The organism is Bradyrhizobium sp. 2TAF24 (assembly GCF_052115025.1).
Lineage (GTDB): Bacteria > Pseudomonadota > Alphaproteobacteria > Rhizobiales > Xanthobacteraceae > Bradyrhizobium_A.
This window is the reverse complement of record NZ_JBFRFW010000006.1, coordinates 56,262-78,544: the sequence shown is the minus strand read 5'-3', so window position 1 is coordinate 78,544 and position 22,283 is coordinate 56,262. Positions and strand designations below refer to the sequence as shown.

Sequence of the window (22,283 nt, the reverse complement as noted above, 5' to 3'; positions counted from 1 at the left end):
CACGATCCTCTTCAGGGGCCTTAGTTGTCATTCGGAAACATGCGGGCGTTGCCCGGCTGATAGCCGACGCCGGGCGTCAGGAAGCGGCGGCGTTGCTCGCGACCCTGCTCGGCAGCCGCCGCACGATCCGCTTCGGTCAGCGCTTGCGCCCGTCCGTTCGCAGCGACGACGGCCGTGAGGTCGGCGAGCTGCTGGGCCTGAAGCGCGAGAAGCTGATTTCCGGCCTGCGCCGCCTGCAAGGCGCCGGTCGCTCCCTGGCTTTGGCCGACGAGCGCCGACATCTCGGCGCGATTGGTGTCGATGTTGCCGACGACGCCGGCCTGCACCCGCATAGCGTCCTGCAAGCCGCCGACCGTGTTCTGCCAGCGCTCGCGCGCCTGCGCGACGAGCTGCTGATCGGAGGCAGACATCGACGCATTGCCGTAGGTGGAGGTGAAGGCCTGGTCGATCTGCTGGACGTCGTAGGCGATGCGCTGCGCCTGGCCGAGGAGTTGCTGCGTCCGCTGCACGGACTGTTGCAGGCGTTGAAGCGAAGAGTAAGGCAGGCTCGCGAGGTTTCGCGCCTGGTTGATCAGCATCGTCGCTTCATTCTGAAGCGAGGTGATCTGGTTGTTGATCTGCTCCAGGGCACGAGCGGCGGAGAGAACATTCTGCACGTAGTTCGTCGGGTCGTAGACGATCCATTGCGCGGACGCGGGCTGGACCATCAGGGGCGACATCGCCACGGGGACGGAAAGGATCGACGCGGCAAGAAGCGCCGCGCGTGAGCGACGGAAGATCATGGCTGGGTCTCCAGGTTATTGAGGTTGGGGATGAGGTCGGCGGCCCAGGCGACGCCGCGCAGACGCAGCCAGGCCGGCAGGAAACCTTCGCGGCCGTGCTCTGCGATGACGCGCTCGATCGCGGCCTGATCGGCTTTTGAGGAGGCGGCGCAGAGTGCCAACGCCACGTCGGACAGACCGAGTTCGAAGAGTCGGTTGCCCCGGCGGGATTTGCAGTAGTAGTCGCGCTTCGGCATCGCGCGGGCGAGGATCTCGATCTGGCGATCGTTGAGCCCGAAGCGGCGGTAGATCGCGGTGATCTGCGGTTCGATCGCGCGCTCGTTCGGTAACAGCAGCCGCGTCTGGCAGCTCTCGACAATGGCCGGCGCAATAGCGGAACTGTCGATGTCGGAGAGCGATTGGGTGGCGAAGACGACGGACGCGTTCTTCTTGCGGAGCGTCTTCAGCCACTCGCGGAGCTGGCCGGCGAAATCCTCGTCATCGAGCGCCAGCCAGCCTTCGTCGACGATGAGCAGCGTTGGGCTGCCGTCGAGGCGGTCCTCGATGCGGTGGAAGAGATAAGCGAGGACAGCGGGCGTGGCGGCGGTGCCGATCAGGCCCTCGGTCTCGAACGCCTGCACAACGGCTTCGCCAAGATGCTCGCTCTCAGCGTCGAGCAGCCGGCCATAGGCGCCCCCGACGCAATAGGGCCGCAGCGCCTGTTTGAGATCGTTCGATTGAAGGAGGACGGCGAGTCCGGTCAGGGTGCGCTCGCCGACGGGCGCGCTTGCCAGCGAGGTCAGCGCCGTCCAGATATATTCCTTCACCTCCGGCGCGATCGTCACGCCCTCGCGCTGCAGGATCGCGACGATCCAATCCGCGGCCCACGCGCGTTCCGGCACGTGGTGGATGCCGGCGAGCGGCTGCAGCGAAACGCTGTCAGTTGCGCCTTCGGTCAGGCCGCCGCCGAGATCGTGCCAGTCTCCGCCCATGGCGAGCGCCGCCGCGCGGATGCTTCCCCCGAAGTCGAAGGCGAAGACCTGTGAACCGGGATAGCGCCGGAACTGCAGCGCCATCAGCGCCAGGAGCACGGATTTTCCGGCGCCGGTCGGTCCGACGACAAGCGTGTGGCCGACATCGCCGACATGAAGGGAAAACCGGAACGGGGTCGAGCCTTCGGTCCTGCCGTAAAGCAAGGGGGGCTCACCAAAATGCTCGTCCCGTTCCGGCCCCGCCCACACCGCCGACAGCGGAATCATGTGGGCGAGATTGAGCGTCGAGATCGGCGGCTGCCGGACGTTGGCGTAGACATGGCCCGGCAGCGAGCCAAGCCAGGCGTCGGCGGCGTTGATCGTCTCGGCCATCGCGGTGAAGTCGCGGCCCTGAACGATCTTCTCGACCAGGCGCAGCTTCTCGGCCGCGATGCGAGGGTCGGCGTCCCAGACGGCGACCGTCGCGGTGACATAGGCCTGACCGGCATAGTCGGCGCCGAGCTCCTGCAGCGCGAGGTCGGCATCGGCCGCCTTGTTCGCCGCATCGGTGTCGACGAGCACCGACGCCTCGTTGGTCATCACCTCCTTCAGGATCGCCATGATGCTCTTGCGCTTGGCGAACCATTGCCGGCGGATCCTGGTGAGCAGCCTGGTGGCGTCGGTCTTGTCGAGCAGGATCGCGCGCGTCGACCAGCGATACGGAAAGGCGAGCCGGTTTAAATCGTCGAGCAGCCCGGGCGTAGTCGCGGTCGGAAAGCCGACGATGGTCAGGATGCGCAGATGCGCGTCGCCCAGGCGCGGCTCAAGCCCGCCCGTGAGCGGCTGGTCGGCTAGCAGCGCGTCGAGATACATCGGCGTCTCGGGCACCCGCACGCGGTGGCGCTTGGTCGAGACGGTCGAATGCAGATAAGTCAGCGTCTCGCCGTCATCGAGCCAGGCGCATTCCGGCATGAAGGTCTCGATGAGCTGGAGCACGCGGTCGGTACGATCGGCGAAGCCGCGCAGTACCTCATGCGGGTCGAGACTGTTGTCCGCTTTGCCTTCATAGAGCCAGCTCTCGGCGCGGGCGGCGTCTTCGGCCGGCGGCAGGTAGACGAAGGTCAGGAAGTAGCTGGACTCGAAGTGCGACGCCTCTTCCTCGAAGTCGGCCTTGCGCTCGGCGTCGACCAGCGCCGACGCCGCCTCGGGAAAGCGGCTCAGCGGATAGGCGCCGGCGCCATGGCGCTGTGCTTCGACGAAAATCGCCCAGCCCGACCCAAGGCGGCGGAAGGCGTTGTTGAGCCGGCCGGCGACGGCCACGAGTTCGGCCGGCACCGCGGAATCCAGGTCGGGACCACGAAACCTGGCGGTGCGCTGGAAGCTGCCGTCCTTATTGAGGACGATGCCCTCGCCCGCGAGCGCAGCCCAGGGCAGGAAATCGGCGAGGCGGGTTGAGGTCCGGCGATATTCGGCGAGGTTCATCATTGGGACCTCACGCGCCTAAGAAGCCGGGGATGCGCAGGTGGCGGCGCACCACGTCGACGAACTGCGGATCGCGTTTGGCCGCCCACACCGCCGCGAAATGCCCGATCGCCCAGAGCCCGAGGCCGACCAGCCAGAGGCGCAGGCCAAGGCCGAGCGCCGCCGCCAGCGTGCCGTTAAGGATAGCGATCGAGCGCGGCGCGCCGCCGAGCAGGATGTGCTCGGTGAGGGCGCGATGGACCGGGACGGCATAGCCTGGCACGTCGCCAGCGCTGTCGATCAGGCTCGCCATCAGACGAGCGCTCCGCCGCCGAATGAGAAGAACGACAGGAAGAAGCTTGACGCGGCGAAAGCGATGCTGAGCCCGAAGACGATCTGGATCAGCTTCCGCGCGCCGCCTGATGTGTCGCCGAAGGCAAGTGTCAGACCTGTGATGATGATGATCATCACGGCGATGATCTTGGCCACAGGTCCCTCGATGGATTCGAGAATGGACTGCAGCGGCGCTTCCCACGGCATCGAAGAGCCGGAGGCATGGGCTGCTGGGGCCAGCATCATGCTGACGACGGCGACGGACGCGGCGGTCACGATTTGACGGCGAATACGTAAGGCATAGAGGATCATGCGGAATCTCCTGAAGCAGGTTGGGTTGCGGGGATGACGCGGTAGTCGCCGTCAGACTGGAGGCCCTTGACGCGGGCGAGTTCGGCGAGGCGACGGGTCGAGCCGCGGCCGCTGAGCACGGCGACGAGATCGATGGTCTCGGCGATCAGCGCGCGCGGGACGGTGATGACGGCTTCCTGAATGAGCTGCTCGAGGCGGCGCAGCGCGCCGAGCGCGGTGCCGGCGTGGATCGTGCCGATGCCGCCCGGGTGGCCCGTCCCCCAGGCCTTGAGCAAATCCAGCGCCTCGGCGCCGCGCACCTCTCCGATCGGAATGCGATCGGGGCGCAAGCGAAGCGAGGAGCGGACGAGATCGGAGAGCGATGCGACGCCATCCTTCGTGCGCATGGCGACTAGGTTGGGCGCGGCGCATTGCAGCTCGCGCGTGTCCTCGATCAGCACGACGCGGTCGCAGGTCTTTGACACTTCGGCGAGCAAGGCGTTGATGAGCGTGGTTTTGCCGGTGGAGGTGCCCCCGGCGACGAGGATGTTGCGCCGGTCCGCGACGGCGCGGCTGAGGATCTCAGCCTGTCCGGCCGACATGATCTCGGCGGCGACGTAGTCAGCGAGTGTGAAGACGGCGACGGCAGGCTTGCGGATTGCGAACGCCGGGGCCGCCACGACCGGAGGCAGCAAGCCCTCGAACCGCTCCCCCGTCTCGGGAAGCTCCGCCGACACGCGCGGTGAACCGGAATGAACTTCTGCGCCGACATGATGCGCCACGAGGCGGACGATGCGCTCGCCGTCCGCGGGCGACAGGCGCGCTCCGGTATCAGAAAGTCCATCGGACAGCCGGTCGATCCAGAGCCGCCCGTCGGGATTGAGCATCACCTCGACGATCGACGGGTCTTCCAGGAATCCGGCGATGGCGGGGCCGAGGGCCGTGCGCAACATGCGCGCGCCTCGAAGGATCGCCTCTGATTGCTGGTGAGAAACCGCCATGTCGTCCCCGTTCTGCGCGGGACCGCAAACACGCGGCCCTGGATCGGGGATCAGTAGAAGAGGCAGAAATCAGGTCATGACAACAAGCAGGATGGGGTCGTAGTGCTCTGGCGTACAAAGACAGGGCGACGGCGGAACTGACAAACTCTTGCGATGCGGAGCGACGATTATTCCGCGCCGGGGACACCTGCGATGTCTTCGGAAATCTCCTCACGCACTTTCGGTCCCTTCGCGAGTCGCCGCCCGAGTGCTGCGACGAAGGCTTCGTACCGCTCGCCCGCCTGTGCGCGTGCGGCTGCCTGGGCTGGCTCCGGTAACGGCGGATTGGTGGTGAGCCAGTGGCGGACGAAAACCGCCAGCATTTCCACGGAAATGCCGAGGTCGCGTTCCATGCGCGTCATGCGCCGGTCAAGCTGGTCCAATCGCTTGGTGGTCGCGGCTTCCTGGCGCTCGGCGGCGTCGGGCGACAGGAAGGATGCGATCGCCGCTTCCGCGACCAGGGATCGCGATTGATCGCGACGCGCAGCATAAACGGCGAGCGCCTTCATGATGTCCGGATCGAGATAGACCGAGAGGCGCTGCTTCTTCAGAATCTTCATGACCGCCTCGCTCAGAGGTCCATCCCGTCATTGGGATCGAGCGACACCTGCCGCGCGACGCCCTGCATGACCTGGTTCAGCCTACCTGCGCGCGCAGCGTCGTCATCGGCGTCGTCGGGACCATCGAGGTCGAACTCGTTGTCGATCGGCGCCTTCCTCTCGACAGGCTTCACCGCAGTCAGCTCCGGTTGCTGACGCCGTTCGGAGCCAGTCGAGTCCTCGTCGCCGGTACCGTCCTGCTGCGCGGCTGCATCGAGTTGCGGCCGCGACGGCAATGGCAAGACGCTCCAATCGTCCGGCTTTCCCGCGGCTGGCTTCGCAAGCGCCGGCGACGGCAGCACGCGCTCCTGAAAACGGCGATCCTCGAAGTAGCGCGCCTTCTTCGCTCGGATCGGCGGCGTGCCGGCGACCATAACGATCTCGTCGGCGGGCGGGAGCTGCATCACCTCGCCTGGCGTCAGCAGCGGACGCGCGGTCTCCGATCGCGACACCATCAAATGGCCAAGCCATGGGCTGAGCCGGTGTCCGGCATAGTTGCGCATCGCGCGCATCTCGGTCGCGGTTCCCAGCGCATCGGACACGCGCTTGGCCGTCCGTTCGTCGTTGGTGGCGAAGCTGACGCGGACATGGCAGTTGTCGAGAATCGAATTGTTCGGCCCGTAGGCTTTCTCAATCTGATTCAGCGATTGGGCGATCAGGAAGCTCTTCAGGCCATAGCCAGCCATAAAGGCCAATGCGGATTCGAAGAAGTCGAGCCGCCCGAGCGCCGGAAATTCGTCGAGCATGAGGAGCAGGCGGTGCCGGCCGCCTTTCGCCTGCAGGTCCTCGGTCAGCCGGCGCCCGATCTGGTTGAGGATGAGCCGGATCAGCGGCTTGGTGCGCGCGATGTCGGACGGGGGGACAACGAGATAGAGGGTCGATGGTCGCGTCCCGCCGGCAATGTCGGTGATGCGCCAATCGCAGCGGCAAGTCACTTCGGCCACCACCGGATCGCGGTAGAGCCCGAGGAACGACATGGCGGTGGACAGCACGCCCGATCGCTCATTGTCCGATTTGTTGAGCAGTTCGCGCGCAGCCGATGCGATGACCGGGTGCGGCCCGGCTTCGCCGAGATGGGCGGTCTTCATCATGGCGGCGAGCGTCGACTCGATCGGCCGCCTGGGATCGGACAGGAAGGCGGCGACGCCGGCGAGCGTCTTGTCGGTCTCGGCATATAGGACGTGCAGGATTGCGCCGACCAGCAGCGCATGGCTTGTCTTTTCCCAATGGTTCCGCTTTTCCAGGCTCCCTTCGGGATCGACCAGGATATCGGCGATGTTCTGGACGTCGCGGACTTCCCATTCGCCGCGCCGGACTTCGAGCAACGGGTTATAAGCGGAGGACTTCGCATTGGTCGGATCGAACAGCAGCACGCGGCCGTGCTTCGCGCGGAAGCCGGCGGTGAGCTGCCAGTTCTCTCCTTTGATGTCGTGAACAATGGCGGAGCCGGGCCAGGTCAGCAGCGACGGCACCACCAGGCCGACGCCCTTGCCGGAGCGGGTCGGGGCGAAGCACAGCACATGCTCAGGTCCGTCATGACGAAGATAGGCGCCATCAAACCTGCCGAGCACCACGCCATCGGGTCCGAGCAGGCCGGCCGCCTGGACTTCATCGGCTCGCGCCCACCGCGCCGAGCCATAGGTCTCGACATTCTTGGCCTCGCGCGCGCGCCAGACCGACATGCCGATGGCGACCGCGATGGCGATAAAGCCGCCCGATGCCGCGATATAGGCGCCCTTGACGAAAACGTGCGGCGCATAGGCATCGTAGAAGTACCACCACCAGAAGAAGGCGGGCGGATAATAGACCGGCCAGCCGAACAACTCGAACCATGGCCGGCCGAGCTGCGGCTGGAAGCCGAGCTGCCATGCCGTCCACTGCGTCGCGGCCCAGTTGGTGGCGAGCACAATTAGGGAGACGACAAGGATTTGGCCCCAGAGGATTTTGGTGGCTGACATAGCGGAGTCCTTTCTTGATGAGGTGCGCTGTTCACAGGCCCAGCCCCCGCTTGCGGCCGAAGCTCCAATCGATTCCACCATCGCTCCGGGCGAGGCCGGAGACATGGCGGCCGAGCTGCTTTTCGAGCGAGGGGGACCAGGGCACGAGCTGGAAGCCAATGCCGTCGTCGATCATCGCGAAGCGACCGGAGGCGAGCGCGATGCGCCGCTGGTAGGCGCCAGCGACATACTCACCAGTCCCAGACTTATTGAATGGGCGGCCGATCTCAGCGGCGAGCTTGGCGCCGACGGCATCCAGCTCCTGCCGGCGCAGCATCTCGATCAGGTTGCGGCTGAAGCTGACGCCGCGGTTCTGACGCTCGGCCAAGCCTTGTCCGATCAAGTGCTCGGCACGGTGATCCATGGCCTCGCGCACCTCGGCACCGAAGCCTCCGCCGCCGAGCGCAACCGGCTCGCGGGCAATGGCCTGCCGGTCAAGCCAAGTAGCTCCCGTCGCGGTGATCTGCTGATCGATCGTGAGGTCAGACCGGACTGCCAGTGCTACGCGGCGCTGCCCCTTCGCGTCGTCGAACCTGCGAAGCTCGACGATCGAGCCCGGCGCGCTGTCACCGGCGGCGTCGAGATCGGGCAGCTTGATGTGGTGGGTCCGCCCGTCCACTCCGTCGACCACGGCATAAGCCGTGCCTTTCAACTCGTCGTCGAGGCCGCGAGCCATGAGACGGCCGACGACAGGATCGTCAAGGCTTTCGCCGGCTAGTACGTAGCCGGCCGCGCCGCGCTCGATGCCGCGTTCGGCAAGACCGCGATGGATGCGCTTGATGATGTCGCCGCGTTCGCCGAGATCACGCAACGTCGCCTCGGCACTCTCCGACACAGTCCACTGGCCGGGGCCGACCTGGTCGGCGAGCCCGAGCGATTCCAGCTTGCGAAGGCGCCCGACCTTGAGGGCGTGGAATTCGTCGGGCTGTCGGTTGGGGTGCGGCGCGAGGTCGATGACGCCGGTGCGATAGCCATCGCGCGCGAGCTGGCGATCAAGGTTGGTCCAGCGCTCGGCGTCGACCTGGCGTTCAAGGGTGCGACGGATTTCATGATCGGTGCGCGGTCCGAGTTCTTGGGTGATCAGATCCCGCGCCCGATCCCGCATCCCCTCCTTGATGTAGTCGCGGGAGATGACGAGGTTCTCGCCATCCTCGCGCACCCCGCGAACGATCAGGTGGACGTGGGGATGCTCGGTGTTCCAATGGTCGACGGCGACCCAATCGAGCTCGGTGCCGAGGTCTTTCTCCATCTGCCCGACGAGATCGCGCGCGAAGGTCTTGAGATCCGTCATCTCCACCGCGTCGTCAGGCGATACGATGAACCGAAAATGATGCCGGTCATCCTCGCAGCGCTCGGCGAACGCCTTCGGATCAGAGTCATCGGCACCGGGGCCGAACAGCCTAGCTTTCTCTCCGTCCCGGGTGACGCCCTCGCGGCGCAGATAATTGAGATGGGTGGCGAGCGGCGCGCCGCGTCCGGCGTGACGGACGACGCGCGCCTTGACGACAGCGCCGCGCGAACGGGACGTGATGAGCCGGTTGGCCTGCACCGACGCCCGCTGACCCCGACCGAACCGGGAGCGGTGGCCCGGCCCGATCGTCCCCTTGCGGGAGACCGATCCGCCAGCCCGCTGGGCTGCGGCGAGTGCTTGCGCGATGAACGGTCTGGCGCGCTGCACGCGGCTGGAGCGGATGCGGCCTGGCCGGATGCGGAAATCGATCTCGTCGCTCATAGCGGCAAGACCGCACATCGCGCGATGGCGCTGATTTGCTTATGAAATGGCCGAAGCCGCAGGCTGCGCCGGTCAGGCGCACCTCGCGAAATCGCTGCGTAAGTCCTTGAAAAAGCACAACCGAACCGAGGCGCACATCGCGCCCCTTTATCCTGCCATCGTGCGGTTGTGTTGCCCTGCTTCCCCCTCCACGCACTCCGTGATGCGCTGGAGCCCGCCAAACCGCGATCCGTGCGAAGCGCCGTCATCGCGGGCCTCCACCATCCGAACGCGCCACGAACAGGCCCGAAGATTGCGGGGCCATCACGGAAGTCTCGCGCACCGGAGTTGCTGCCGGAGCCTCGTCCGGAGGGCTTCCCGTCTGCGCTGGATCGACAGCGGTGATGCCGTCAGCCCGCGTGATGAACAACGGCGCGCCAGTCCAGGCGCGAGGATCAGCCGCGGCGACGGTGATTGCACCGGGCAGGTCACCGCCGCCGAAGGAAGGGACCAATGCGGCCACATAGGCGCGGGTCTCAGCCGGCAACGGGCGGCCCGCGAGATATTCTTCGTAGCGCCCTGGTCCCGCGTTATAGGCTGCAAGAAAACCCGGCGAACCGTAGCGATCATACATCTCGCGCAAGTACGCCGCACCGGCCAGGATGTTGTCCCGCGGATCGTAAGGATTACGCCCGAGCCTATGGCGGACGCGCAGCTCCGCCCAGGTATCCGGCATGATCTGCATCAGGCCCATCGCGCCTGCAGAGGAGACCGCACGTACATCACCAGCGCTTTCCGCGTGCATGACGGCGCGAATCCAAGCGGCCGGGATGCCGAAACGCTGTGCGGCCTCCTCAATGTAGGCCGCGAACGGATGGGCCGGCGCCGTGCGCGTGGCCGGTGCATTCTGCGCGTTCGCTGTGGCGCTGAGCGGCACGGCGAGGAGCAGGCCGGAAAGGAGAAGGAAGGCTGTCAGTCGGACGGCGTTTGGCCGCCCGACGACAGTTTGGTGGCGCGGGCCAGACACCGTTCAGTCCCGCTCGCCGCGCTTGGGCGGACGATTCCAGTGTAGGTTCCACGCGGATTTGTCCTCGGTCGATTGGAACAGGTTCGCGCGGATCGGCTGGGCCAACGTGGGATCATCGATCTGCAGGGAGACATAATCGCCTGCCTTTTCACCGGTCCGCTTCCATCCGGCGCCGATCTCAGGCCCATCATCACTGCCGTGGTGAACACGATAGTCCGGCGCATTCTCGGCGTCGGTGTGCTCAGCGGGGATGAGCACGATCTCGGCGTCGAGCGAGAGCGTGCGGATGTGGCCGGCGTAGCCATTCTTTGTGCGCTTGAATTCGCCGATCTGCGGCATGAGAAGACTCCTTTGCTATGCGGTGAGGTCGGGTAAGCGCGTCGTTCACCGCGTCGCGGCGCGCCATTCGAAGCGGCCGCTACCGTCTTCATCGGTCCACACGGGTGTTGCGCGGCCGATGATCGAGCGGGTGGAAATCGGACCGAAGTAGCGACCGTCGAGGCTGTCCTCGACGGACCAGTTCATGAGGAGAATCTCGCCGTCGGCGATGCGCTGGCAGCCCTGCCAAACGGGAAGATCGCGGCCGAGACGATCGTGCGTCAGCGCTTCGCCCATCGCGATGCCATCGACGGTGACGTGTGCGCCGGTACGGCAGACCTGCTGCCCGGGAAGAGCGGCGACACGTTTCATGAGGGGGACGCCGCGCGGCACGTAGCCACGTTCGGCGAGGAACGATGCGAGCGGCTCCGGGGCGTCTACGGCGACGAGATCGGTCACTTCAAGGCGTGGCAACCGCTCGAGCGAATAGAGTCCGATCGGGGTGCTGGCGGACGCGTTCCAGATCAGCCTGGGCGTGATGTGGGTGAAGGAGAGGCCACCGATCAGCATCACGGTGAAGTACGTCGTCATGACGTAGCCAAAGCGGGTCATGGCTCGACCCCGCGGCGCAGAAGGATGGCGCGATGCTGCTCGACCGTGTAGCTGCGTGGCTCCTGGCCGGCAGCGAGACGATTGTGAACGTGCCGCCAATGATGCGGCGAGACCTCGGCGGGATTGATGCCGATCGCCTCGATGGCGTCGACGATCTGCAGAACGCGCTCGACCTTCGGCCAGCCGTCCATCCGCAGCAGAATGTCGCCGCCGGGGCGCACGAAGGGGAGCGTCTGATAGGGTTCGCCCGGCGAGATCGCGCGCACGATGTCGATGCGTGAGATGATCGTGCCGAAGTCGTTGGCCGCCCAGCGGACAAAGGCGAAGACGCTATGGGGCGGGAAGCTGACCACGCGTCGGCGGCGGTCAAGAATCTGTTCGTGGACGTCCTGGCCGAACCTGACCCAGTATTCGATCTTCTTCTCAATCCAGGTCAGCTCGACGCGGGTCAGACCGTCGAAGAGGAGCGCCGGCGGCACGCGGCGCAAATGAGGAGCGCCGTTCATGGCGTGTCTCCGTCGGCTGGGGGAAATTCGCGGGCGAGCAGTTCGCGCAGCATGTCGGCGACGGTGACGCCGCGCTGGAACGCGACGATTTTGATCTGACCGCGCATGCCGGGCGTGACGTCGATAGTGAGGCGTGCGGTGAAATTGGCGGCTTCGCCGCCGCGCGCAGGGCGCGGATCGGGGGCTTTCACCCAGCTCTCAGGATCGGCTGGACGTGCAGTGAAGGCACGTTTCTGGGATCGCTCCGTCATGGCGCGATCCTTCCGATCTCGGCGCAGAGCGCGACGATTTCGCGCGCGGCGGGGCTGCGTCCGTTGATTTCGGAGACCAGCCGGCCGGAGCGCGCCGCGTCGGCGAAGGTGACGCGCTGGCCGACGGTGCTGGTGAGTACGGGCGGATCGTGATCGGCGAGCGTCTCGGCCGTCTCGCGGGCAATGACCGTGCGTGCTCCACACCGATTCAGCACGAAGCGGGCGGCGAGCTGGGGGCGGTAGATCCGCGCCTCGCCGAGCAGCGAGAGCATCTCCGCCGAGGCCCAGCCATCGAAAGGCGATGGCTGCACCGGAACCAGCACCAGGTCGGCGGCAAGCAGCGCGGACCGCATCAGGCTGGCGACGCGCGGTGGCCCGTCGATCACCACATGATCGGCGCCGCGCGCCAGTTCCGGCGCTTCGCTATGAAGCGTATCTCGCGCCAGACCGACGACACCAAACAGGCGCGGCAGGCCTTCGCGCCCTCGCTGCTGCGACCAGTCGAGCGCCGAGCCTTGGGGATCGGCGTCGATGAGAACGACGCGCTTCCCTCGCCGAGCCCATTCACCGGCGAGATGCAGCGCGAGCGTCGTCTTGCCGACGCCGCCCTTCTGATTGAGGAGCGCGACGATCATGACGCGCCGCCGCGTCGCACGGGCATTCCCCCGGCGGGAGTCGCCTGCCGTTTTGCAGGGTGGACAACGCCGTGGCCCGGATCAGACGTCGACTGCCTTGTGCCGCGATCGGCCCAGGCCTGCAGATCGTCGAGGGCGTAGACGATACGGCCGCCGAGCTTGCGATACACCGGTCCGGTGCCATAGGTGCGATGTTTCTCGAGCGTGCGACCCGACAGGCCGAGGAAGCGCGCTGCCTCGGGCGTGCGCAGATAGCGTGGCGGTGGGTCGAGTCGCGCTGCTGACATGGTCTCCTCCGGAGCTGCGGCCGCGCCGTCGGCGTGCGATGGCGAAGCAGCGATCACGATGGCGAACCACCGGCGTCCGGGTGGATGACGGAGTGAGACCCCTCTGTGCGCGTACCCCAGGGAATGCGGGTCAGCGGCCTGCAAGCAGGCGGAGATAGCCGCCGTGCATCATCGTCTGCCCGTCCTTGACCAAGCGGATCGTCTGGGCGCGGATGGACGACGTTTTCCATTCGGTGGCGGTCTGCTGGTGCGACTCGAACAGCACGCCGGCGATTTCGCGGTAGGTGGCGCCTGAGGATCTGCCGTCCAGCGCGCGCACCATCCGCACCAGCCGTTGACGGTGACGCGGCGTGAGCGCGAGCGCGCGCGGCAGCGGGCCGGCGGCGCGTCCGAACAGACGGCGCTGGAATCGCAACGCCGCTTCGGCGCGGATGTGGAAGTCGTCGTCGAGCGGCAGCAACACGGCGAGCGGCTGGGCGGAGTCGATGGCGCTGGCGACCAGATGATGATCACCGTCGGGATCGGCCAGTAGGATCGCTGGTCCACTGCCGGGCTGCGCGTGCAGCATGGCGTGGGTCAGGTCGAGTTGTTCGAGCCGTCGCGCCGATCGAAACACTGCCGGCGCAGCTTCAAGCAACAGTACGCTGGGGATTAGTTCGGGCCGCCAATAAATCGCGGTCTCATGAGCGGAGAGGTCGGGGTTGAGCAGGAAAGCGTAACCCCCATTGCGGAGGAGCGCTCCTCAGCAACGAAACGTCTCGCCGACTCGGCGGCGTACTGTGCAGGCGGTCATAGTCGCTGCGATAGTCGGGATTCCGCCGCAGAAACTCCCATGCGAACCCTTGCCGCTCCAGTCGGTTCAGCGCGCGTTCGGTTGTCTGCAATCGCCAATCCGGCGGCTCGGCCATACGCGTCTCCTCGTCCGCGCTTTGAGTAGCCCCCTACGCGAAGCCTTGCCGCCGACAAGGCGCGGCGGAAGCCCCCAAAACCGCGCGGCGTGATGCCTCGCACAACCGGGAGGAGTGTCCTGTTTTATGACACGCGGGGGCGGAGGAGCTCGCGATAGCCCGTGGTGGTCATCCAGCGGGCGCGGGCGAGATGGCTGTCATGAACCATCCGGGCGCGGCCGGGATCGCGATCGGGATCGAGCCCGAAAAGAATCCGCACCGCCTCACGCCAGTCGGCACCCTCGGCGGCAGCGTCCAGGAGCCGAATATAGAGAGCAAGATGGCTTTCGTCGTAGCCCGTCAGGTGGTCGCCTTCGGGCGGGCGGTCCTGGAAAGCAATGACGGTCATCGATGCGCCCATCTTCTTTGGTTAATTGATCGTATCCGCATCGCCAATGCAAACCAGACCGATAGCTGAAATTTTCCCGATGCTTTTCAAGCATCGCGCGGTCCCACTGGCGGCATCGCACGCTGGCTTCGCGGCCGTGTATTATAACACGTAGCGCTATAATGCACGATTGCCTCCTATCCTGCGGATGGACATTCGCAGAACTTTTGGAGCCAACGTCAGGAGGTATCGCGTCGCGGCCGGTCTGAGCCAGGAGGCGGTCGCCGTGAAAATGGGTGTGGACCGCGCCTATGTGAGCGGCATGGAGCGGGGCCAGCAGAACGTCACGCTGTTGACGATGTGGCATTTGTCGGAAGCGTTGGGCGTGAGACCTGCCGACCTTCTCGATGAGGCGGTGGAGGACACTGAGACATGAGTCTCGGTGAGTCGCGGTCGGACCCAACTTGCGCGCACGGTCTATACGGCCGGATCGGCGGAAACCTGCAGAGCGGTCGAGCCGCCACCACGTAAAGCCGGCAATTCGCAAAACAACGAGCACCCTGAGGGGGACTTGCCCCGCCCGACGATCGGGCGGGGCAAGTCCTGAGCCAGGCGTCAATCCGCGTTGCGGCGGCTCGGGCGGGACCAGATGAGGCTGTAGCCCTCGCCGCCTTCGTCGTCGAAGAGGTTGGCGAAGATCGGGGCGGTGAAGCTCGGATCGTCGAGCTTGAGGCCCAGATAGTCACGGCCTTCGTTCGAGCGCTTGGACCAGGCTGCGCCGATCTCGGCGCGGCCGACGAAGACGCGGTGGCTGGGAGCGTTCTCGGTTGAGCGGTTGCTCTCCGGGACGATGCGGACGTTTCTGGCCTGGACCGAGAGGGTGACGATTTCGCCGACGTATTCGTTGGTGCCGGTCTTCTTGAAGGTGCCGATGGTCGCCATGGTAGTTCTCCTTGAACTCTGTTCCGAGCCCGCACCATTGCGGCCTCGATGGCGATCGGCAGGCCGAAGGCGATCGACGCGGCATCGCTTGCGACCGCAGCGCAGCGGAGGATGGCAGCCAGGCGACTTTGTTGTTTCGCGAGGAATGACGGCGCAGCCGGCAGGGGAAGAAAGTCGATCGGCGCCATTGCCGTATAGGCGATCGAGGCGCAGCCGGCCTTCGGCCAGATCAGCCCATTGAAGAGGCCGTTTTGGAGCGGTCGGTTAGACAGAGATTGATCAAGGAGAACGTGGCCGAGCGCGCGCTGCCGTCGCGATCCCGGCAATAACGCGGCCGGCGATTCCACGCGACCGTCCAGGCCTGACGCATCTCGATGCCGACACCGCTCTGGCAAGAAAGCCAGCGCACCGATGTTTTGATCGCGCGACCCAATGGCGTCACACTGCTCCAGCAGGACACTGCGATGACGCGACACGGGGTGGCCGAAGCTAAGGTCGAAGCAGCGCTGACCGCCATCCAATGGTTTCGATGACGAGAGCGGCGCTGCGGAGGTCAGCCGCTGGTCCCGCCTTTGCTGCTGATGGCGTCAGGCGCGCGCTAAGCCCCGCCCGGACGGTTCGGGCGCTGCCATAGCCGTCACCCGGACGAACGCCGTGATGCCGACCGCAATTGCGCCGATGACGGAAAAGACGATCTGCCACGTGTCGGAAGGCATCGTGTGCTTCACGATACCATGGGTGGCGTGATAGCCGGCGAGAGCGGCGGGCGCGACAAAGACCATCGCGACCGCGAGGCGCAGCCAGAGCGGCCGCGCGAAGACGAGTATGAACTGACCGATGCCGAGCGTCAGCGCGGCGGCGACAAAGCCGACGATGATCCCGCCAGTCCAGCCTGCGCCGGTCTGATAAGCCCAAGCGCCAGCGGTGGCGCCGGCAAAGACCGGGAGCGCAAATACGGCGAGTGTGAACAAGAGCCAGCAGAGCGTGCCGATGGCTGCGATGCTGGCGAGGATGCCAATGAAGATCATGGCGATGGTCTCCCGTGAGAAAAGGTCTGACGGTCGCCTTCCACCACCACCATGGCGCGACCTGAGCATAGCTGAAATTGAGCGAAAACGGGAGTGGAAATCCGGCTGGACTTCCGCTCCCGCGAGCAGGTTGCGTTGGAAGGCGCTCACGCGCCGCCGAACTTCCAAACTGGGATGCCGAGCTTACGAGCCTTGTCCGCAAGGTTGCCCTGGATGCCGGTTCCCGGAAATACCATGGCGCCAATGGGCAGGACTTCGAGTATCTGATCGTTGCGCTTGAACGGTGCGGCCTTGGCGTGTTTCGTCCAGTCGGGTTTGAAGGCGACCTGCGGAACCTTGCGATGGTCGGCCCAGCGGGCGGCGATGCGCTCGGCGCCCTTGGGCGATCCGCCATGCAGCAGCACCATGTCCGGATGCTTGGCGTGCACCTGATCGAGCTTGGCCCAGATCAGCCGGTGGTCGTTGAAGTCAAGACCGCCGGTGAAGGCGATCTTCGGACCGGCCGGCAGCATCACTTCGGTTTCTGCGCGGCGCTTGGCGGCGAGAAAATCACGGCTGTCGATCATGGCCGAGGTCATGGTGCGGTGGTTGACCATCGATCCGCTGTGCGGCCGCCAGGATGATCCGGCATGGCGCTCGAAGTGCTCGGCGGCCTGGTCGCGCATCAATTCGAAGGCGTCACGGCGTTCGATCAGCGTCTGGCCCTCAGCGGTAAGCCGCTCCAGCTCGACGGACTTCACCTCGGAGCAGTCCTGTTCCCGCTGGCTCCGCCGCTGCGCCTGCTCGTTGTCGTCGAGTTCGCGTTCGATCCGGCCGGTGGCGCGATGGAAGAGATTGACGGTCGACCAGAGCAGATCGTCGAGGTCGGGCTCGAGGCGGGTGTCCTGCAAGGCGACAATCAGCGCATCGAAGATGTCGGCGATGGCGCCGGCAACGGCGTTCCCCTCGGGAAGCGGCCTCGGGTCGAGCTCGTCCTGAAAGGGACGGAAGCCGTAAAGCTGGAGTTCGGTGAGAACGTGGTCGGTAGGCGATGAAGCGTGATGGGGCTCGAAGTCGTCGCGATCGCTCGTCATGGGATGCTCCTTCGTCGGTCTGACCGCGACCTTCGCGGCCTTCTGGCGACGAAAGCCGTCGGGCGGGCCGGACCAGCACCCGGAGCGAAGCGCAGGGCCGAAGCGTCAGCGGAGGATGGCGAAGCCGGTTGTTTTGCTTCGCGATGCAAAGGCCCGGAGGGCCGGCGGAAAAGAACCGGGCGCAGCCATTGCGGCGCCGGACCGTTTGACGGCCGATCGCCCTCTTGAAGGCCGGGTCGCGGTCTCTCCGGCGAGATGGGAAGCAGCCAGAGCGGTCGCGCTGACAGCGCTGCCGCTATCCCTCCCGTCCCCGACTACATCGCTTCTGCCGCCATGAAGCGTGCGACATCTTCCGGGGCGAGCTGGACACGGACGTTGGACCGGAGCGCAACGATGCCAATCAGCCTGAGATCCTCGTTGAAATCCCCGAGCGTCGGCGACAGGACAATCGCCTCGATCCCGACGGCGTTCGCCCGTTCGATCAGGCTGTCGCGCGCACCATCGCCGGCCGGATCGTCGTCACGCACGATATAGAGTCGGCGGAGCGTCGCCGGGAACAGGATGACTGCGAGGTGCGCGGCTGATAGAGCGGCGACCATCGGCATGCGGGGCGCCGCCAATCGCAGCGACAGAATGGTTTCGATGCCTTCGCCGGCCGCCATTATGTCATGCGCCACACCGAACCGGACCGCGTGGCCGAGGAGGTCGCCCATCGCCCGCCTTGGCGTGTCGACCGGCGCCTTGCCGCTGCCGTCGGGTGCGAGCCATGTGCGATGCGCGCCGGTGATCCGGCCGCCAAGATCGGTGACGGATGCGATCATCGCCGGCCAGCTCTCGGTCGGGCTATGCTCATCCCGCCGGTAGTAGCATCGCGGGTGAAAGCGCAGCGATCCGGTTTCGTGCAAAGCCGCGATGCCGCGTTGGCGTAAGTACGTTTCCACGACCGTGCCCGGTATCGGTTCCGACATGGTGAAGAGCCGGCATGCGGCCTCCGGCGAGCCGGTCGGGGCTGGCGCGTGCCGCGGACTTGATTGCCGCTCAGGCTCGGGATGCGGGAGACTGAGGAAGGTCCGGGCCTCGTCGGCGACGTCCTTGAAGTTGACAAGGCCGCGGCTCTCGCGAATGACGTCGAGCAGATCGCCGTGTTCGCCAGTCGCGGCGTCGGTCCATTTGCCCGCGGCGCCCTTGCCGGATTCGGCGCCCTTCAGGCGGACGAACATGGACCGTCCCGGCGTGTTGCGGGCATCGCCGACCAGCCAGTAGCGTCCTTCACGGCGGCCGTTGGAAAGATAATGACGGCAGATCGCCTCAGCCTGTCCGGCCAATCGGCGCGCAAGATCGGATGCATTGTCCGACATCGTGTTCTCCAAGACGAAAAAGGGCCCGCCATCGCTGGCGGGCCCCTGGCAGTGCCGTTGGCTTCTTCGTTATTCGGCCGCGGTCGCGTGGGCTTCGAGCGCGACCGAGTCATCCTCGGCCACTTCCTCATCTTCCACCACGGCCGTTTCGCCGCCGTCGGCCGCCGTTTCTTCGCCCGCCGCATCGGCGCCTGCTTGCGCAGCGTCGATGGCGCCGGCCTCAGCGGCGTTCGGCACACCGCGGTCGGGGGTGCGCAACGGCTCCGGAAGCCATCCCGACCCGGCGAGCAGCGTTTCCGCTTGCTCCGCCATCTCGGCCTTCTTCAGGTGCTCGATGCGGTCGCCCGCCCGCGCACCTTTCGCCTCCCGTACTGCTGCGAGGATGCGGGCCTTGGTCACCCGGCCGAGATAGTTGCCGATCGTCGGCGTCCAGCCGGCCGCGACCATGTCGAGATCGACGGCCTGGGCGATGCGGTCGGCATGGGCCAGCGCGCGGGGCTTGCGATTGTAGGCCTCGTAGATCGCGTTGACCGACAGCGAGACGCAGTGCGCGAAGAGCGCCTGGCGGCTGTCGCTGTCGAACGCGATCAGCGCGTCCCAGAGCTCGGCCGGCTCCTTGGGCAGCGCGGCGAGCCAGGCCTGATGCCGGGCGTCGAAAGCGACAGCGAGCGTGCTGTCCGCGAGGCCCGGCGCCTGAGCGCTGAAACCGGCGCTCTTCAGGTCGAGCTCCAAACAGGTGTCCTGCCCGTAGCGGTAGAACACCTTGAGGCAGAGGGCGTGAAGCGCGGCGACGAACGCGATGTCGGGATTCTCGCCCAGCGCATGGCGAAGGGCGAGGGTCCGATGAGCGGTCAGCTCGGTCATCAGCCGGTCGGGGATCGGCCTGATGCCGTCGTCTTCCTCGGGCTCATCCGCAGGAGACTCCGCACCGGCGATCACGCTCGTGCCGTCATAGTCGGCTCGCGCCGCGATCGTCGGCTCGTCTGCTGGATCGGTCTCGACATCGGGCTCCGGGTCGACCGGACGCTCGTCCTCGGGACGGACATAGCCGCGTTCGACCCGCAAGCCGCCCGAGCCGTCGATGCTGACGAAGGCGCCAGCGCGCGCGATCTCCTCGGGGTCGAAGACCTGCGGGCGATCGTCGAGCTGGTCGAGCGCCGTCTCGATCTCGCCGAGCCGCTGATCGACTTCCTCTGGCAGCTCGTCGGCCTCGGCGTAGGTCTCCTCCAGACCGTCCATCTCGGCCTGCAGCGCATCGCGCGCCGCCTGCTCCTCGCCGGTGAGCGGACGCTGCTCGCCGCGCAGCTGCCGCAGGCCGTAGGTGTGGCCATAGGCGAACTCGGGCGCGACATCGATCCACTTCCAGCCCTCGGCGCGGATCGCCTCGGACTGCTCGCGCAGCTTCTCGACCACCAGCATGTCGAGGAGACCGGCATCCTGCAGCCAGCCGCCGTCGTCGCCCTGGAAGAGATCGCGCAGGATCACGCCGCCGGCCTCGATGTAGGCGTCGAGCCCGACGAACTGCGCGCGCTTGTCCGATGCCCGCACGGCGCCCTCGGTGAGCATCCGGCGGATGACATGCGGCTCCTTGGAGTAGGACTGGCTCAGGCGCTCGAACACCTGCTCCTGACGCTCGTGGTCGCCGTTGACGGTGAACGCCATCAGCTGGTCGAGGGTCATGCCGTCGTCGGCATAAACGTCGAGCAGCTTAGGCGAGACTGAGGCAAGGCGCAGGCGCTGCTTGACGATCGGCACGGCGACGAAGAACGCCGCGGCGATGTCCTCCTCGGACTGGCCCTTCTCGCGCAGCGCCAGGAACGCCCGGAACTGGTCGAGCGGATGCAGCGGCGCGCGCTGGACGTTCTCGGCGAGGCTGTCTTCCTCGGGAATGCCGTCCTCGCGCACGACGCAGGGCACGGGCGCGGTCTTGGCCAAGCGCTTTTGCTTGACCAGAAGTTCGAGCGCGCGGAAGCGGCGGCCGCCGGCCGGCACCTCGAACATGCCGGTCTCGACACCGTCGGCGTCGCAGACCGGCCGCACGGTGATGCTCTGCAAGAGCGTGCGTCGCGCGATGTCCTCGGCCAGCTCTTCGATCGAGACGCCGGCCTTGATCCGTCGGACGTTGGACTGGCTCAGCACCAGCTTATTGAACGGGATGTCCCGCGACGAGGACAGGATGATCTTCTTAACAGCAGTAGCCATCGGATGTACTCCGCGACGGGCGGCCGAAAGCCTCTCTCTCGGCCTCCAACCCGTCACGAAGCAGGCGCAGCCCTCTTCCTCTAGGAGGCTGGGGCCGCGCAGAAGCGTAAAGGCGTGGAGCCGTGGATCCGGCTCCACATCTCCCCCGGTATTACCGGACGCTGGAAAGGAGTTTCGCGGCCTTGCCCTCCAGCTCCAGCCGAGCATCCTGATGCGGCTTGGCGCGGGCGAGCGCCGTGATTCCCTGGACGAAATCGAAGATCGACTCCGGCGGTCGCCCTTCCTCCTCCAGCACGGTGGCGATGATCTTCTCCGTCTCGGGACGCGAGAAGCCGCGCTTGCGCAAGAAGCTCTCGCGATCCTCGTCCTTGCGGGCGACAATCTGCTCGCGAGCCGCCCTGATCCCCGCCAGAAACGGCGCCGGTGACGATGTGGCGAAGCGTTCCAGCGCCGGCGCCGCCTGATGCGCAAAGCGATGGCTGGCAAACTTGCTGTGACGGATCGAGATCTCCTCGAAGCCCTCGGCGCCCCAGATATTGCGATTCATGCAGACGGCGCGGAGATAGAAAGACGCCATGCCGAGCGTCTTGGAACCCACCTCGCTGTTCCAGCAATAGAAGCCCCGGAAGTAGAGGTCGGGATCGCCGTTGGGGAGGCGGCCGGCTTCGATCGGGTGGGCGTCGTCGACCAGAAAGAGGAAGACATCGCGATCGGAGGCATAGAGGGTGGTCGTATCCTTGGTCACCTCGACGAACGGGTTGTGGGTCATGGTCGACCAATCGAGCAGGCCCGGCACCTTCCAGCGCGTATCACCCGTGCCTTCGCCGGCGATCTTCACAACCGCAGCGACTAGCTCATGGTCCCAGATGCGGCCATAGTCGGGGCCGGTGACGGCGCGCAGTTCGATCCGCCCGTCGTCCGCCTCCAGCGTCTTCACCAGCTCGGCCCGATGCGAAAGCAGCCCGTGCTGCATGTTGATGCCGGCAAGCGGCGCGGGGAGCTGCCGCATATAGCCGGCGGGCGCGCCGACCAGGCTGCACATCTGGCCGAATGACCAGTGCGTTGGAGCGATGGGCTCCTCGCGACCGGGCACGATCAGGGCCAGGCGTTCGGCGTTATCACGACTCGCCTCGACGCGAAGGGTCCGGGTCTCGACGGTGCGGGCGGTGGCACGGTCGGCGCGTGCGCGAACGGCGGCGTAGAGGGCGCTGAGCGACAGATAGCGCTCGTCGTCGGGCCGCGAGAACCATTCGGACGACACCCGCCCGATCCGTTCGCCGCGCGAGATGTCGACTTTATAACCGGCCGAAACCGGCGGGGCGCCGAAGGCGTCTTGCTCGGCGAGAATGCTTGTCTGGGTCATGGCAAAATCTCCATGACGAGCCGGCCGGGAGCCTCTCTCTCGACCCTCAACCCGTCACGGAAACCCCGTCCGCACTCTGACTCTCGGGGCGTTGCGGGGTTTCCCCGCAGAAGGGGTCGGCCGAGACCCTAGGCTCGGCCGCAGGGGAAGGCCTTCCCCTCAGACTTGCGTATTCGGGGGCCTATGTCGAGGCCACGGGTTCGATGACGCGTAGGGTCGCTTTGTTCTTGAAAATGCGTTGG

General features: G+C 66.2%; 26 protein-coding genes. 2 read left to right on the top strand and 24 right to left on the bottom strand.

The window, feature by feature from the left end; all coding sequences use genetic code 11:
* Window positions 1-20: 20 nt before the first annotated feature.
* From trbJ to AB4Z37_RS11350, 18 genes are all read right to left on the bottom strand, one after another.
* The gene (gene trbJ / locus AB4Z37_RS11435; RefSeq protein WP_441516851.1) at window positions 21-782 is read right to left on the bottom strand and encodes a P-type conjugative transfer protein TrbJ; all 762 of its coding nucleotides are present in this window, start codon (window positions 780-782) and stop codon (window positions 21-23) included.
* Window positions 779-3,217, bottom strand: a complete 2,439-nt coding sequence (trbE, locus tag AB4Z37_RS11430) for a conjugal transfer protein TrbE (protein ID WP_441516850.1) — start codon at window positions 3,215-3,217, stop codon at window positions 779-781. The genes trbJ and trbE overlap by 4 nt, the downstream gene beginning before the upstream one ends.
* Window positions 3,218-3,224: 7 nt before the next feature.
* Window positions 3,225-3,506: a VirB3 family type IV secretion system protein gene (locus AB4Z37_RS11425; RefSeq protein WP_172753685.1), complete on the bottom strand. Its 282-nt coding sequence runs from the start codon at window positions 3,504-3,506 to the stop codon at window positions 3,225-3,227.
* The gene (locus tag AB4Z37_RS11420; RefSeq protein WP_332080546.1) at window positions 3,506-3,838 is read right to left on the bottom strand and encodes a TrbC/VirB2 family protein; all 333 of its coding nucleotides are present in this window, start codon (window positions 3,836-3,838) and stop codon (window positions 3,506-3,508) included. The genes AB4Z37_RS11425 and AB4Z37_RS11420 overlap by 1 nt, the downstream gene beginning before the upstream one ends.
* Window positions 3,835-4,818 carry a P-type conjugative transfer ATPase TrbB gene (trbB, locus tag AB4Z37_RS11415; RefSeq protein ID WP_441516849.1) on the bottom strand — a complete coding sequence of 328 codons (984 nt, stop codon included), beginning with the start codon at window positions 4,816-4,818 and terminating at the stop codon, window positions 3,835-3,837. Before trbB ends, AB4Z37_RS11420 begins: the two co-directional genes overlap by 4 nt.
* 167 nt (window positions 4,819-4,985) lie before the next feature.
* Window positions 4,986-5,417: a ribbon-helix-helix protein, CopG family gene (locus AB4Z37_RS11410; RefSeq protein WP_441516848.1), complete on the bottom strand. Its 432-nt coding sequence runs from the start codon at window positions 5,415-5,417 to the stop codon at window positions 4,986-4,988.
* An 11-nt stretch (window positions 5,418-5,428) separates the two neighbouring features.
* Window positions 5,429-7,414: a conjugal transfer protein TraG gene (locus tag AB4Z37_RS11405; protein ID WP_441516847.1), complete on the bottom strand. Its 1,986-nt coding sequence runs from the start codon at window positions 7,412-7,414 to the stop codon at window positions 5,429-5,431.
* A gap of 31 nt (window positions 7,415-7,445) precedes the next feature.
* Complete coding sequence (locus tag AB4Z37_RS11400) at window positions 7,446-9,185, bottom strand: relaxase/mobilization nuclease domain-containing protein (protein ID WP_441516846.1); 1,740 nt, start codon at window positions 9,183-9,185, stop codon at window positions 7,446-7,448.
* Between the two features lie 244 nt (window positions 9,186-9,429).
* Complete coding sequence (locus AB4Z37_RS11395; protein ID WP_441516845.1) at window positions 9,430-10,191, bottom strand: lytic transglycosylase domain-containing protein; 762 nt, start codon at window positions 10,189-10,191, stop codon at window positions 9,430-9,432.
* A 3-nt stretch (window positions 10,192-10,194) separates the two neighbouring features.
* The gene (locus AB4Z37_RS11390; protein WP_441516844.1) at window positions 10,195-10,530 is read right to left on the bottom strand and encodes a DUF736 domain-containing protein; all 336 of its coding nucleotides are present in this window, start codon (window positions 10,528-10,530) and stop codon (window positions 10,195-10,197) included.
* A 45-nt stretch (window positions 10,531-10,575) separates the two neighbouring features.
* Complete coding sequence (locus AB4Z37_RS11385) at window positions 10,576-11,121, bottom strand: S26 family signal peptidase (RefSeq protein WP_441516843.1); 546 nt, start codon at window positions 11,119-11,121, stop codon at window positions 10,576-10,578.
* Window positions 11,118-11,627, bottom strand: coding sequence for a DUF2840 domain-containing protein (locus AB4Z37_RS11380; protein ID WP_441516842.1), 510 nt, complete (start codon window positions 11,625-11,627; stop codon window positions 11,118-11,120). Before AB4Z37_RS11380 ends, AB4Z37_RS11385 begins: the two co-directional genes overlap by 4 nt.
* A complete protein-coding gene (locus tag AB4Z37_RS11375; RefSeq protein ID WP_441516841.1) occupies window positions 11,624-11,878 on the bottom strand; it encodes a hypothetical protein in 255 nt (84 codons plus the stop codon). Before AB4Z37_RS11375 ends, AB4Z37_RS11380 begins: the two co-directional genes overlap by 4 nt.
* Window positions 11,875-12,513: a ParA family partition ATPase gene (parA, locus tag AB4Z37_RS11370; RefSeq protein ID WP_441516840.1), complete on the bottom strand. Its 639-nt coding sequence runs from the start codon at window positions 12,511-12,513 to the stop codon at window positions 11,875-11,877. The genes AB4Z37_RS11375 and parA overlap by 4 nt, the downstream gene beginning before the upstream one ends.
* A complete protein-coding gene (locus AB4Z37_RS11365; RefSeq protein ID WP_184064166.1) occupies window positions 12,510-12,800 on the bottom strand; it encodes a helix-turn-helix transcriptional regulator in 291 nt (96 codons plus the stop codon). The genes parA and AB4Z37_RS11365 overlap by 4 nt, the downstream gene beginning before the upstream one ends.
* Window positions 12,801-12,930: 130 nt before the next feature.
* The gene (locus AB4Z37_RS11360) at window positions 12,931-13,437 is read right to left on the bottom strand and encodes a DUF2285 domain-containing protein (protein WP_441516839.1); all 507 of its coding nucleotides are present in this window, start codon (window positions 13,435-13,437) and stop codon (window positions 12,931-12,933) included.
* A gap of 43 nt (window positions 13,438-13,480) precedes the next feature.
* Window positions 13,481-13,708 carry a transcriptional regulator domain-containing protein gene (locus AB4Z37_RS11355; RefSeq protein WP_441516838.1) on the bottom strand — a complete coding sequence of 76 codons (228 nt, stop codon included), beginning with the start codon at window positions 13,706-13,708 and terminating at the stop codon, window positions 13,481-13,483.
* A gap of 124 nt (window positions 13,709-13,832) precedes the next feature.
* The gene (locus AB4Z37_RS11350; protein WP_441516837.1) at window positions 13,833-14,096 is read right to left on the bottom strand and encodes a DNA -binding domain-containing protein; all 264 of its coding nucleotides are present in this window, start codon (window positions 14,094-14,096) and stop codon (window positions 13,833-13,835) included.
* Window positions 14,097-14,283: 187 nt separating this feature from the next.
* Between AB4Z37_RS11350 and AB4Z37_RS11345 the strand changes: the two genes are divergently transcribed.
* Window positions 14,284-14,511: a helix-turn-helix domain-containing protein gene (locus tag AB4Z37_RS11345; protein WP_441517044.1), complete on the top strand. Its 228-nt coding sequence runs from the start codon at window positions 14,284-14,286 to the stop codon at window positions 14,509-14,511.
* 179 nt (window positions 14,512-14,690) lie between these two features.
* Here AB4Z37_RS11345 and AB4Z37_RS11340 read toward each other — a convergent pair whose 3' ends face one another.
* A complete protein-coding gene (locus AB4Z37_RS11340) occupies window positions 14,691-15,017 on the bottom strand; it encodes a DUF736 domain-containing protein (RefSeq protein ID WP_441516836.1) in 327 nt (108 codons plus the stop codon).
* A gap of 374 nt (window positions 15,018-15,391) precedes the next feature.
* On the opposite strand from AB4Z37_RS11340, the gene AB4Z37_RS11335 reads away from it, so the two are divergent.
* Window positions 15,392-15,550, top strand: a complete 159-nt coding sequence (locus tag AB4Z37_RS11335) for a hypothetical protein (protein WP_441516835.1) — start codon at window positions 15,392-15,394, stop codon at window positions 15,548-15,550.
* Between the two features lie 54 nt (window positions 15,551-15,604).
* On the opposite strand, the gene AB4Z37_RS11330 is transcribed toward AB4Z37_RS11335, so the two are convergent.
* The 5 genes from AB4Z37_RS11330 to AB4Z37_RS11310 all read right to left on the bottom strand — a co-directional run bounded on the left by AB4Z37_RS11330 (window position 15,605) and on the right by AB4Z37_RS11310 (window position 22,041).
* Window positions 15,605-16,045, bottom strand: coding sequence for a hypothetical protein (locus tag AB4Z37_RS11330; RefSeq protein ID WP_441516834.1), 441 nt, complete (start codon window positions 16,043-16,045; stop codon window positions 15,605-15,607).
* Window positions 16,046-16,191: 146 nt separating this feature from the next.
* On the bottom strand, window positions 16,192-17,118 hold the full coding sequence (locus AB4Z37_RS11325) for a DUF2493 domain-containing protein (protein WP_441516833.1): 927 nt from the start codon (window positions 17,116-17,118) through the stop codon (window positions 16,192-16,194).
* A 314-nt stretch (window positions 17,119-17,432) separates the two neighbouring features.
* The gene (locus tag AB4Z37_RS11320) at window positions 17,433-18,476 is read right to left on the bottom strand and encodes a DUF7146 domain-containing protein (RefSeq protein ID WP_441516832.1); all 1,044 of its coding nucleotides are present in this window, start codon (window positions 18,474-18,476) and stop codon (window positions 17,433-17,435) included.
* Between the two features lie 69 nt (window positions 18,477-18,545).
* Window positions 18,546-20,678, bottom strand: coding sequence for a DNA-binding protein (locus AB4Z37_RS11315; protein WP_441517043.1), 2,133 nt, complete (start codon window positions 20,676-20,678; stop codon window positions 18,546-18,548).
* A gap of 151 nt (window positions 20,679-20,829) precedes the next feature.
* Window positions 20,830-22,041 carry a DUF932 domain-containing protein gene (locus AB4Z37_RS11310; RefSeq protein ID WP_441516831.1) on the bottom strand — a complete coding sequence of 404 codons (1,212 nt, stop codon included), beginning with the start codon at window positions 22,039-22,041 and terminating at the stop codon, window positions 20,830-20,832.
* Between the last annotated feature and the right edge of the window lie 242 nt (window positions 22,042-22,283).